Source organism: Leucothrix pacifica, from assembly GCF_003172875.1.
Taxonomy (GTDB): Bacteria; Pseudomonadota; Gammaproteobacteria; order Thiotrichales; family Thiotrichaceae; genus Leucothrix; species Leucothrix pacifica.
The window spans coordinates 19315-31932 of sequence record NZ_QGKM01000013.1 but is presented as its reverse complement, the minus strand read 5'-3'; the positions used below and the strand labels follow the sequence as shown (position 1 = coordinate 31932).

Sequence of the window (12618 nt, the reverse complement as noted above, 5' to 3'; positions counted from 1 at the left end):
TAAGGCTAATAAATCGCGTTGCTTCCCATTACATATTGTGGTCAAAGTATCGGCAGAAGCCGAATTTTCTGAGCGGGTATATGTTTGTGGTTGTTTAACTTAGCTTTGTGCGAAGCCCTTCACACGGTTTAGCTAGGATACGATCTTTTGATTATTGGTAATCGAAAATCCTGAGTAATAGATAAACACGCGCCATTAAGAGCGTGTTCATCTCTTGAGCGTGATTATCTGTTTTTTATTCTGAATATAAGCTGAATGTATTAGGGGTTACCTTAATTATTGTTAAGATAAATAGCATCAACTAGTTCTTGGTAAATATCTAAAATGGCCTGTTATTCTCATTGAGAACAAAGTATTTTCGTACTCAGGGCCATTTCCGATGTTATGAATGATTAATGGAGTGATGCCGTCAGCAGAAAGTTTGTCTGAAACTATACCAATGTGTGGCATTCCGGGTCTAATATCCCAGGTGACAATATCACCAGGTTTATAATCTTGAGCGCGATGGGTAATAGGTAAGTTTTGTCCTGCTCTTGAGAAAAATACTTGCAGATTCAGGACGCGTCTATGATCAATATTTGGGTCTGGTTGAGTCAGCCGCCAATGCTTATAGCTAGGATAGGCGTAAAAGTTTAATGACATGTCATGATTGACTAAGTGCTGTAAATCAATCCCAAGCCGGCGATAGGCGCGGATGATAACGTCACTACAAACCCCGATATTATTCGATAAATCACCCCACGGAAAGCCGATTTTCTTATAACTGCCGTCGTAGACGACAGGGTGACGAGTTCTTTCATCTGCAGCTGCAACCAGCTGTTGTATGCTATAGGCACTGGCGGTCGTGCTAGTGGCAAGACTACAGAATAGGCTAACGCCTAGGAATAGGGCTCCTTTGAGTAATCGCATGGGGAGTGCTCCATTAATACTATGTTATTATTATTTATTAGTGTATTAATTAGCTCACGAATCTCTGTATCGTGACAGAACGTGGCTATTGCCGAGGCTTCATATTCAAGCTCCCGACACAGATACTCTACTGCTCTGATGTGCTTTTCGTCTAGTGAATACTCTAATCCTCCGACGAACAGCTGAATTTGATTTTTGTTCAGTGTGTATGCAGCTCTGGTGCCGGGGAATCGTTGATAGCTTTCGCCTTCTTCGAATGCTTCGGCAAACTGCTCGCTCATTGCTTCTAGTATGTTTGGATCAGGCCGTTTATTTTCAGTTAGGTATTTGCCTAACCAAATATCGAGCCCACCAGAAGATTTTTCAATGCCTTCGATTAGTATTTCGCGCAGTCGCTTCAGGTCGTGCTGTGTAATCTCACCGGGGTTGTTTTGCAGTTCTCTTTGTTGATCACTGAAGCGTACTTTAAAGGCTGCGGTGTCACCGATGTCATCAAGCCATGCTTGCACCAGCTCACCACTGGATGGTGCGCGAAACCCCACTGATAGAGTCATGCATTCTCCTTGGGCAACCCCGTGATGCGGCATGTTCGGTGGCAGATATAACATATCGCCGGGATGTAGCTCCCAGCTCTGAGTGGTGGCTGGATTTTTCAGAATCTTTAGCTCTGGTCCTTCTAACGCAGTGCTATCAAACTCAGGGTTTTCGTCAATTGACCAGCGACGTATACCGTCCAGCTGAATAAGAAATACATCATAATCATCAACATGAGGACCAACTGAGCCTTGATCAGCAGCATAACTAATCATTAAGTCATCAATGCGCCAATCCGGAATAAACCGAAACGGTTCGATAAATACATTCAGCTCTGGAAAGTAGGTCTCGATATCATTGATAAGTAGTGACCAATGGGTCGCAGGAAGTGATGTGAAATCGGTTTCCTGAAAGGGGCCTTGTTTAAGTTGCCATGGCTTTTCACCATGCTCTATTACGATCCGCGCGGGGGCTTCTGTGTCACAGGCAAGTCCGGCTAGCTCTCCGGCATCAAAGCTCAGTTCCGGAAGCTCGAATGCATGTCTGACCAGTAATGGCTTTTGTTGCCAATGTTTGTTCAGAAAGTCTTGGGTGGATAGTTCACCAAACAAAGCCTGTGACATAGTGGTTCCTAAATTTGTTCTGCTTGTGCAGTCGCATTACCGATGTAGTTAGCCGGTGTCAGTGTTAGCAGTTGCGCCTTCACTTCTTCAGGTAGCTCAAGCTTATTAATAAACTCGGCCATGTCTGCAGCATTGATGCGACGGCCACGAGTCAATTCTTTGAGTTTTTCGTAAGGCTTCTCGATGCCATGTCGACGCATTACAGTCTGTACCGCTTCACCCAATACTTCCCAGTTTGCATCAAGTTCGGCAGCAATGCTTTCTTCGTTTAGTTCAAGTTTGTTGATCCCTTTCAGCGCTGATTGATAAGCAATCATGCCGTGACCCATGCCAAGCCCCAGTGCTCGCAGTACCGTTGAATCAGTCAGGTCACGCTGCAAGCGTGATACCGGAAGTTTCTGTGCTAAATGCGTCATCAGGGCATTGGCTATACCCAGATTTCCTTCCGCATTTTCAAAATCGATAGGGTTAACTTTGTGAGGCATTGTGGATGAGCCGACTTCACCGGCAATCACTTTCTGCTTAAAGTGTCCCAGAGAGATGTAACTCCAAAGGTCGCGGCAAAAGTCAATCATCACAGTGTTGTAGCGGCTGTTTGCATCGAATAATTCAGCGATGTAGTCATGTGGCTCAATTTGCGTCGTGTACGGGTTCCACTGCAAGCCCAGTGATTCAACAAAATCTTTTGCAAAAGCAGGCCAATCAATCTCTGGGTATGCGCAGTAGTGAGCGTTGTAGTTACCCACTGCACCGTTGATCTTACCCAGAATTTCAACAGACTCTACCTGATCTATTTGACGACGCAGGCGTTGAACAACATTCGCCATTTCTTTACCAATGGTACTAGGTGAAGCTGCTTGTCCGTGGGTGCGGCTTAGCAAGGACTTGTCTGCATAGTGGTGCGCTAACTTGGTAATCGCAGCAGTGACTTCTTTTAGTTTCGGTAGTAATACCTCGTCGCGGCCGCCTTTGAGCATCAATCCATAAGAGAGGTTATTGATGTCTTCAGATGTGCAGGCGAAGTGAATGAATTCACTGACAGCATTAATCTCAGCGTTGTCAGCAATTTTTTCTTTTAAGAAATACTCGACTGCCTTCACGTCATGGTTGGTGGTGCGCTCAATCTCTTTAACACGCTCAGCATCTGATTCACTGAAGTCAGCCACAATGGCGTTAAGTAAATCTGTTGCCTCAGCGGAAAACGCTGGTACTTCGGCGATTTGTGCATGAGCGGACAGTGCTTGTAACCAGCGAACCTCAACCAATACACGATGTCTGATTAAGCCGTATTCACTGAAGTAAGGGCGAAGATCTGCAGTTTGACGACCATAACGTCCGTCAACCGGTGAAAGTGCAGTAAGGCTGGAGAGATTCATAGGTATTCCGTGTATGTCTGGCAAAAAAATAGGGGCGTAGTATACGCTGAATCGTCCAGCCCTGACAAAGTATCTTGGTGCCTCTAAAAAGAACGGCGGATAGGGTCCAGAATGCTGTTAATCTGCTCAAGTTCAGGATTGCTATCGGGAAAGTCCAGCGTGTAATGTAAGCCACGGCTTTCCTGGCGACTTTGTGCCGAGCGAATAATTAAGCGAGCAACCTCTGCGAGGTTACGCAGTTCGATCAGGTCCGCGGTAATATGAAAGTTGACGTAGTACTCATCAATTTCTTTGAGGAGCAACTCAATGCGGTTGCGGGCACGAGCCAGTCGTTTTGAGGTGCGAACAATACCCACGTAGTCCCACATAAATCGGCGTACTTCATCCCAGTTGTGGTTAATAACAACACGTTCGTCTGAGTCCGTCACGCGACTATCGTCCCACTTTGGAATATCAACTTCAGGATGAAAATTCTCCAAATCCCGAATGATGTCTTCAGCACAGGACTTACCATAAACAATGCATTCTAGTAACGAGTTGCTGGCGAGGCGATTAGCACCATGTAAGCCTGTGAAGCTGGTTTCACCAATGGCATATAATCTGTGAACGTCTGTATGACCATCATTGTCCACCATAACACCACCGCAGGTGTAATGGGCGGCCGGGACAACTGGTACCGGCTCTTTGCTCATGTCGTAACCAAAACTTTCACACGTGCCATACACGTTCGGGAAGTGTTTAAGGATAAAGTCCTTAGGTTTATGACTGATATCTAAAAATACTGAGTCGATACCCAGGCGTTTCATCTCGTGATCTATAGTACGCGCAACGATATCACGTGGAGCAAGCTCACCACGCTCATCATAGTTTTGCATGAAGCGCGTGCCATCGGGTAATAGTAAGCGGCCACCTTCACCGCGCACAGCTTCAGTAATTAGATTCGATTTTGCATGAGGGTGGTAGAGGCAAGTCGGGTGGAATTGCATAAACTCCATATTGGCAATGCGACAACCTGCACGCCAAGCCATAGCGATACCATCACCACTTGCGCCATCAGGGTTACTGGTATAAAGATAAACTTTGCTTGCTCCGCCGGTTGCTAGCACCGTAAAGCGAGCAGAGAAGGTATGCACTTTTTTCTTTTTGCGATTCAGTACGTAGGCACCGAGACAGCGGTTTTCACGTGTCTTGCCCAAGCGGCGAGTGGTTATTAGGTCGATGGCAATGTGATGTTCGAATAATTCGATATTATCCTGATTTTGAACTTGCGAGAGCAGGGTGGTTTCTATTGCTTTACCGCTGGCATCATCTGCGTGGGCGACCCGACGATTTGAATGTCCGCCTTCTCGTGTAAGGTGTAGGTCTTTAGCCAGCGTTGAGTCTGGTGTACCGCTGTTTCGGGTAAAAGGTACGCCATTATCTAAAAGCCACTGAATGGCTTCGCCACCATTGCTAACGACATGCTCAACAACTTTTTCATCGCATAAACCTGCACCGGCGATGAGTGTATCTGAAACATGGGAATCGACGGAGTCAGAGGCATCGACAACGGCAGATATCCCCCCCTGAGCATAATAAGTGCTGCCCTCGGTTAGGGTCTCTTTACTAAGAATCGCAACTTTGGTTTCTGATGGTAAACTTAGTGCCAGGCTCAGTCCTGCTGCGCCACTACCAATAATCAAGACATCGTGTTGCATGTATCTGCCTAACCTTTGAGAGATTGTCGAGATCCTAGTATAGGGGATTTTTATGCTAATGCGCAGTAGGCTTATTAGGTAGCAGGTGAAAGTGCTTTGACTTATCGGTCTCAACCAGACGAACCAATACGTGTGCCGATTTAATGTTCTGGATTTTGACAAAGATCACTTCGTGTATTATGTTACGACTCACAGCTTTATTGCTGTTATATAAAGAAAATTCACGCTCGAAATGAGCCAGTAGGGGGAAAACGGGCACACTTCAATCATTCAATTCATTATGGCTGTCACAACATCACTTCTTTCGTTTATGTGGTGGTCTATACAGTTCATTGAGTGATTTTGTACCGTTGATTCGGATCGTTAGTCATGGGCATCACACTCCTATGCTAGTTTGACGGTCTGTTGGTTCAGCTAAATGGACTGACCCATTTCCAGAATTTAGAGTTAAAGAGAAGCCATCATATGGTGATAAATAAGCATAGCTTGCTTCGGGCAATGATCTTGCTGCCTGTAATCGGGGTTTTAAATACAGGGTATACAGCTGAGAGATCAGATAATCTCGTTGGTAATATAGAGAAAGACTTGCTAAAAGTTGTTTCTCTGCTTAATCAAGGCGGCGCTGCATCACAAGGAGTGCTCAAGGCTCCATCAGTAAAAACTGATTCCAAGGTTAAGTTAGTTGCTAATCGCTCTGCTGAGGGTAGTGATGTGATTGACCTTAAAGACCTTGAGGGTCTGGATCTGAGTGTATTCACAAAACCTGCTAAAAAGAGCAAAAAAGCAACCAAGGTCAGCAGCAAGACGTACCGTACGGTAATGTCTAAAAAACGTCGCTCTTATCGGCCCTGTTACAAGTATGGGTATCAGGAATTGCAGAACCGCTCCAAGCGTTATCAGCAATCAATCACCGAGGCAAGTCGCCTTCATGGTGTTAATGAGAATCTGATCAAGTCTGTGATCACCGCGGAGAGTTGTTTCAAAGTTCGTGCCCGCTCTCACAAGGGCGCACGTGGTTTGATGCAGTTAATGCCAGCCACAGCACGACGTTTCGGTGTGAAGAACAGCTACAGTAGTCACCAGAATATTCGGGCCGGTGCGGAATATCTGCGTTGGTTGCTGGATCGTTATAAGGGAAATGTTCGCTTTGCCTTGGCGGGTTATAATGCAGGTGAGGGTAAAGTCGACCGTTATGGTGGAATTCCTCCTTATAAAGAGACGCGTGAGTACGTGAAAAGAGTAATGGGGGTCTATAAGACCTTGCATACCAAAGATACCAGTCACTTCAATGAGAAACCCGGTGGAGCGCTTCAAAAAACACGTGCTGATTACCATAGAATCTGGCAACAGCAACGCGCAAAGCAGTTGCGAGCAAGTCAACAGGCACGCCCGCTAAATGAGCGTCGTTGTGTTGAAGCGGTGCCAACGCATTTACGCTCACTAACAGGCTTGAAGCGAAGTGGTCGTGGTGGCAGAATCTGGCGTAGATATTATCAGCTGCGCCAACATGAGAATCTGGCGCATGTCATGAACAAAACAGGTGTGCATATTAATGCGATAAAACGCATGAATCACCTAACCTCAAAGTCTACCTTGAGAGCAGGGCACAAATTATTAGTTTGGGAATGCCGTGCCTAGCAAGTAAGTACGGCTCAATCCTTAATGTGGAGAGTCGTATGAGTCAGTTTTGGAGCCAGCGCGTACAGGAGTTAGACCCTTACGTGCCTGGCGAACAGCCCAAGAATCAGCAGTTTATAAAACTAAACACCAACGAAAACCCCTATCCTGCTTCTCCCAAAGCATTGGAAGCGATGCAGCAGGCCGTTAGCGGATCACTTCGTTTATATCCGGACCCAAATGCAGACCAGCTGAAGCAATCAATAGCTGATTTTTATGATATCGACAAAGCTTGTGTGTTTGTGGGTAACGGTTCTGATGAGGTTTTAGCTCATGCCTTTGTAGCATTACTTAAGCAAGATAAGCCTCTTTTGTATCCTGATATCAGTTACAGTTTCTATCCGGTCTATTGCAAGCTGTTTGGCATTGATTCAATCCAGGTCCCTCTTAATGACTCATTTGAGATAGACCCAAGGGGCTATCAGCAAGACAATGGCGCGATTATCTTCCCTAATCCCAATGCACCGACGGGAATGGTGCTGCCTTTAGATGCGGTTGAACAAATTTTGCAAAGCAATCCTACCTCAGTAGTGTTGGTCGATGAGGCTTACGTTGACTTTGGTGGCGACACAGCGGTCAGTTTAATTGATCGTTATCCTAATTTGTTGGTTGTGCAAACACTTTCAAAGTCACGGTCTTTGGCGGGAATACGGGTTGGTTTTGCTATTGGAAATGCTGAGCTGATTGAAGGGCTTGAGCGAGTGAAGAATTCATTCAACTCTTACCCCTTGGGTCGGGTAGAGCAGTTGGGTGCAAGCTATGCGATGCAGGATCGTGAATACTTTGAGTCCTGCTGCAATCAGATCATTGCTACGCGGGAATCAAGTACTAAAGCGTTGGAAGCATTAGGTTTCGACGTCTTGCCCTCTAAAGCTAACTTTATCTTTGCCAAACCACCGCAAGGACAATCGGCCGAAGCTATCTATCTGGCACTGAGAGAGAAGGGGATTCTGGTGCGTTACTTCAAAGTGGCAAGAATCTCGGATTATTTGCGGATTTCAATTGGTACGAACGAAGAAATGCAGCAATTAATCGATAGCTTAAAAACCATCTGAGTTCCTGAAATCTAAATCCAGAAAGTTTGATTCAGGCGGTGGCATTTGCAAAAAGAAGCCGCTGTCCTGAATCTGCTTAATAACTTGTTTAGTGTCATAACGAACCAGCTTTCGATCTTCAGTCAGGGTGAACTCGAAGGAGTACTCAAGCTTACCTAGGCGCTTTTGAAGATCCTTAGGGATCGCATCAAAGTTATCTTTTTCTGAGAGGTATATGTACATGCCTTGTTTCGCCTTACTGCGATAAACATGACAGTCGATTGATAGACTCATTTATCTGGCTGCTCTTTTCACCATCACTTCGATTGATTTGATATTGCTCAGCATCATCTCGTAAGCAATCTGTCCATCACCTGACTGCTCAATAAAGACGCTGCTTGGTGTGACCGACTGAATCCGTCCGTCAGTGACGGTGTGGTCTGCTGAAGTGATTTTAACAATACGTCCAGTGAATGTTTTAATTTGGTCGGCAGAGGCTGATTCAAAATCTAAGCGGTACAGCGCTTTGCTGGGTAATAAACTTACTTTTCTGTCAGCTACACTGGTGGTTACTGCTGGCACTGCTGAAGAGCCGGCAACTGGCGCGGTAGCAATGGGTGTGCCTGTGTTAGTAACAACCGGAGCAGCGACTTGCTGAGCCTGACGATTACCCCAATAAGCATGAAACGTCTTTCCTGCACCTAAAAACCAGGCACCAATAGCGATAACCAGGCCGACCAGACCCACCATCAGCATACGATTGGTTCGATCCCAGAGTGTCGGTAATGCAACCAGATTGATGACTGGTATCAGTGCAAGGACTCCGGTAATAAGGTGGTATCGGAAGCCTTCATAAGCAAATTTCAGATAGCTAATAGCGAAGAGCAGGATACCGACAGCGGCGGCGATTAAGACGGCAAGTTCCATAATTAAGGTGATAGCCTCTTTGGCGATAATTTTGATTTTTTACATTCTAACCTTATTAATTGGCAAAATGCTAATTAGTAGAGGTAATTGGGCATTTTAAGTATAGTATTACACCATGAGAATTATTACAGTTAATACAAATGGCATACGTGCCGCCGCAAAAAAAGGCTTTTTTGACTGGCTGGCTAAACAAGAAGCTGATGTGGTTTGCATTCAGGAAACCAAAGCTCAAATCGATCAATTAAGCGATCCCGTATTTCATCCCGAAGGCTATCACTGCTATTACAATGATGCTGAAAAGAAAGGCTACAGTGGTGTTGCGCTCTACTGCAAACACGAGCCTGATGAAGTGATTGTTGGAATGGGGTTTGAAGAGCTGGATAGTGAAGGGCGTTATCTCGAGGCGCGCTTTGGTAAGCTCAGCGTCATGAGTTTATACATGCCGTCAGGCTCTGCCAAAGAGGAGCGTCAGGAAGTAAAATACCGTGGGATGGATTTCTTTTTGCCAAAGATGCAAGCACTACGGGATGAAGGTCGGGATTTCGTCATTTGTGGTGACTGGAATATCGCTCATAAGAATGAAGATATTAAAAACTGGAAGGGCAACAAAAAGAATTCAGGCTTCTTACCAGAAGAGCGCGCATGGCTTGACACCTTATTTTACGAAGAAGGCTTTGTTGATGCATTTCGCGAGCTTGAACAAGAAGAACACGAATACACCTGGTGGTCGAACCGGGGGCAGGCTTGGGCTAACAACACTGGCTGGCGTATCGACTACCATATTTTATCACCCAGTTTGAAAGGTACGGTGGAAGCGACCGCAGTGTATCGCGACGAGCGATTCTCGGATCATGCTCCGCTGACAATTGACTATAACTATGAGATACCTAAAACATGAGTAATGCAGCTAGCGAGGGGAAGCGCGACTTTTCATTGTACTTCGACCGGAGAATGCTCCGAATATTAATGCTCGGAATCATCAGTGGTTTTCCTTGGGTATTGATTGGTACTGCCTTAACACTTTGGTTGAAGGAAGATGGACTAAGCCGAAGTACAATTGGTTGGGCAGGTTTGATTTTTGGTGTGTATGCCGTGAACTGGATGTGGGCGCCACTAGTTGATCGCATTAGAATTCCTGTGTTAACGAATCTGATCGGGCACCGAAAGTCCTGGATTCTGAGTATGCAGTTGTTGATTCTGCTGTCGCTGATAATCTGGAGTGTAGTCAATCCGGTTGATAATCTAAAAATGGTTATCTTCATCGGTTTGATTATTGCGATCTCCTCAGCCACGCAAGACATCACCATTGATGCACTGCGAATCGAGCAGATTGATGAACATGAGTCGGCCTCAATGGCGGCCGGTGCGGCAGTCGCGGTTGCTGGTTGGTGGAGTGGTTATAAACTAGGTGGAATGATTGCCTTGTTTGCCGCTGATTATTTCCAGGCTCAAGGCTTTGATAATTACTGGCAAATGGCCTTTATCTTCCTGTGTGGACTGATTGTGCTGTTTAATATCGCCTTGCTGATGATCCCTGAAGCATCATCGGTTGAGCGTCAGCAGCGTCAATTGGAAGATCAGCAGCGCTTAAGTTCAGGTGCAGTGAGTTTGCCTTCTGTTGCTAGCTGGTTTGTCAGTACCGTGCTTAGCCCGATGACGAGCTTCTTCCGCAAGAACGGACTGTCTATTGGTATTGCGATCTTATCCTTTATCTTCCTGTTCAAAATCGGTGAAGCGTTCATGGGTAAGATGTCTGTCGTCTTCTATAAAGAGCTTGGCTTCACTAAATCACAAATCGCTATTTACTCAAAGACATTGGGTTGGATTACTACCGTTGTCTTCACGCTGGTTGGTGGTTGGTTCGCCATGAAAGCGGGCTCGCTAAAGGCATTGTTCTGGGCGGGTGTGGCGATGGCTGCAACGAATATTATGTTCAGTGTATTGGCATGGAGTGGTAAATCGGAAGCGTTGTTTGCGCTGGCCGTTGTGATGGATGATATCGCTGCTGCCTTTGCAACGGTGGCCTTCGTGGCCTTTATTTCGAGGTTGGTAGACCGAACCTATACAGCCACACAGTACGCCCTGTTAGCCTCCATTGGTACCTTAGGGCGAACCTTGTTAGCCTCTTCTTCAGGCGCGTTAGTGGATGGTTTAGACGGAGACTGGGGACTATTCTTTATTATCACCGCTATAATGGTTATCCCGTCATTGATACTACTTTGGTTCCTCAAAGATAAGATCAACTTCGTCGCGAAGAAAGATGAACCGGCTAATGTGGTGGCAGAAACATAACGAAACGTAACGCTGCAACATGTCTCGATTGTTGAAAAGCTATTGAGATTCAAGAAAGCACGTCAGCTCAGGTTGCCGTGCTTTTTTATTGTCTCTTATTAGGGCCGTATTCAGATAGCTAATTGATGAATCCACTCCCCGGTATTCACCTTGCAGTCAACACTATCCAGCGCCATATGAATCACCAAGCCAAGTCCTACCAAACGGGTCTTGGGTATCAGGCTAAGCACGATATAAATCCCGATCGGCACCAAGCGGTGCAGCGGATGAAAGCCAATACTGCAGCGAAGTGGATCATAAATAGGCGTTGCCAACAGGTGGTCGATATCTACCAGCATCGTTGCCATCATGATGAGATAAGCCGTTTTCCAGCGAGTCCGGAAAAAAGCCAAAGCAATGATTAGCGGTAGCACAAAGTGCAATAACATATGAAACATAATAGTCAGGTAGGCCGTCAGAGTTGCAGTGATTATTGGGTGCGTATAGTCGCATCATGACGGAGTTGAATCCATGAGAATCACTCATTATTATGCTAGATTAAGCACTCTGTTAATACCTTCAACACTCTAGAGAATTCGCTTATGGCACTTAAAATTGGGCTTGCATTGGGTAGTGGGGCTTCGCGTGGTTGGGCACACATCGGTGTGATTCGTGCACTCGAAAAGTACGGTATCGAGCCTGATATAGTGTGTGGATGTTCTGTTGGAGCAGTCGTTGGTGCCGCCTATGCTGCTTCTAGTCTGGACAGTTTTGAAGGCTGGATCAGAACACTGACACGCATGGAGATGGCCAAGTATGCGGAGTTGAGCTTTCGCTCCGGACTCATTAATAAGCAGCGATTAACCGATGGTTTTTTAAAGCACATCAGTATTGAGGGCACCAATATCCAGTCTCTGGATAAAGCTTTTGGCGCCGTCGCAACTGATCTTCATAGCGGTCGCGAAGTCTGGTTTACCAAAGGTGATTATCTGACGGCAATCTGGTCATCAATGTCTTTACCCGGTTTATTCCCTCCGGTGAAGTTTGAGGATAAATGGTTAGTTGATGGTGGTCTGGTTAATCCGGTGCCGGTATCAATGTGTCGGTCATTAGGGGCGGACGTTGTGATCGCAGTGGATTTGAATGGCGATATTGTGGGTAAGCATGGTCGTATCCATACGCAACCCGTGCAATCAAAAGTTAATCCGAAGCAATTATCCAAAAAAGCCCGTCAGGAAGATGATGAGGAGTCAGCTTCAACGGATCTGTTTGGCAGTTTAAAAAGTACAATCCTCGATTATTCATCCAGTATATTTCCTGATCAGCAAGACTCCGCCGAGCCAGAAGTGCCGGGCTTCTTTGACACAATTTCAGGGTCGATCAATATCATGCAGGATCGTATTACCAGAAGCCGAATGGCTGGTGACCCTCCGGAAGTGTTGCTGTCGCCACGACTTGCGCATATTAGTTTGATGGAGTTTTATCGCGCAGAAGAGGTGATACAGATTGGCTATGATGTCACACTAAAACAGTTGGATCAGATCAAATTAGCCGTTGGAGAATAAGCTTA

12 protein-coding genes are annotated in these 12618 nt (G+C 45.9%); 5 read left to right on the top strand and 7 right to left on the bottom strand.

The features are described from left to right. Positions 1-297: 297 nt before the first annotated feature. The 4 genes from DKW60_RS06335 to nadB form a co-directional block, all read right to left on the bottom strand. Positions 298-909 carry a DUF1287 domain-containing protein gene (locus tag DKW60_RS06335; protein WP_109836820.1) on the bottom strand — a complete coding sequence of 204 codons (612 nt, stop codon included), beginning with the start codon at positions 907-909 and terminating at the stop codon, positions 298-300. Continuing rightward, a complete protein-coding gene (locus tag DKW60_RS06330) occupies positions 879-2066 on the bottom strand; it encodes a cupin domain-containing protein (protein WP_109836819.1) in 1188 nt (395 codons plus the stop codon). Before DKW60_RS06330 ends, DKW60_RS06335 begins: the two co-directional genes overlap by 31 nt. Positions 2067-2074: 8 nt before the next feature. Continuing rightward, on the bottom strand, positions 2075-3442 hold the full coding sequence (gene purB / locus DKW60_RS06325) for an adenylosuccinate lyase (protein ID WP_109836818.1): 1368 nt from the start codon (positions 3440-3442) through the stop codon (positions 2075-2077). Positions 3443-3525: 83 nt separating this feature from the next. Continuing rightward, positions 3526-5139: an L-aspartate oxidase gene (gene nadB, locus DKW60_RS06320; RefSeq protein ID WP_109836817.1), complete on the bottom strand. Its 1614-nt coding sequence runs from the start codon at positions 5137-5139 to the stop codon at positions 3526-3528. A gap of 465 nt (positions 5140-5604) precedes the next feature. Here nadB and DKW60_RS06315 point away from each other — a divergent pair, with 465 nt between their 5' ends. Then, entirely contained in the window at positions 5605-6777 is a 1173-nt protein-coding gene (locus DKW60_RS06315) for a lytic transglycosylase domain-containing protein (protein WP_219988654.1), read from the top strand. A gap of 38 nt (positions 6778-6815) precedes the next feature. After that, complete coding sequence (gene hisC, locus DKW60_RS06310; protein WP_109836816.1) at positions 6816-7871, top strand: histidinol-phosphate transaminase; 1056 nt, start codon at positions 6816-6818, stop codon at positions 7869-7871. Here the strand turns inward: hisC and DKW60_RS06305 are convergent. Then, the gene (locus DKW60_RS06305) at positions 7857-8144 is read right to left on the bottom strand and encodes a YcgL domain-containing protein (protein ID WP_109836815.1); all 288 of its coding nucleotides are present in this window, start codon (positions 8142-8144) and stop codon (positions 7857-7859) included. The genes hisC and DKW60_RS06305 overlap by 15 nt on opposite strands. Beyond that, a complete protein-coding gene (locus DKW60_RS06300) occupies positions 8145-8777 on the bottom strand; it encodes a hypothetical protein (RefSeq protein WP_109836814.1) in 633 nt (210 codons plus the stop codon). 115 nt (positions 8778-8892) lie between these two features. Between DKW60_RS06300 and DKW60_RS06295 the strand changes: the two genes are divergently transcribed. Next, positions 8893-9675 carry an exodeoxyribonuclease III gene (locus DKW60_RS06295; protein ID WP_109836813.1) on the top strand — a complete coding sequence of 261 codons (783 nt, stop codon included), beginning with the start codon at positions 8893-8895 and terminating at the stop codon, positions 9673-9675. Next, a complete protein-coding gene (locus DKW60_RS06290) occupies positions 9672-11069 on the top strand; it encodes an AmpG family muropeptide MFS transporter (protein ID WP_109836812.1) in 1398 nt (465 codons plus the stop codon). The genes DKW60_RS06295 and DKW60_RS06290 overlap by 4 nt, the downstream gene beginning before the upstream one ends. A 110-nt stretch (positions 11070-11179) precedes the next feature. Here DKW60_RS06290 and DKW60_RS06285 read toward each other — a convergent pair whose 3' ends face one another. After that, entirely contained in the window at positions 11180-11506 is a 327-nt protein-coding gene (locus DKW60_RS06285) for a DUF6122 family protein (protein WP_109836811.1), read from the bottom strand. Between the two features lie 144 nt (positions 11507-11650). Between DKW60_RS06285 and DKW60_RS06280 the strand changes: the two genes are divergently transcribed. Continuing rightward, complete coding sequence (locus DKW60_RS06280) at positions 11651-12613, top strand: patatin-like phospholipase family protein (protein WP_109836810.1); 963 nt, start codon at positions 11651-11653, stop codon at positions 12611-12613. The last annotated feature ends 5 nt before the right edge of the window (positions 12614-12618 follow it).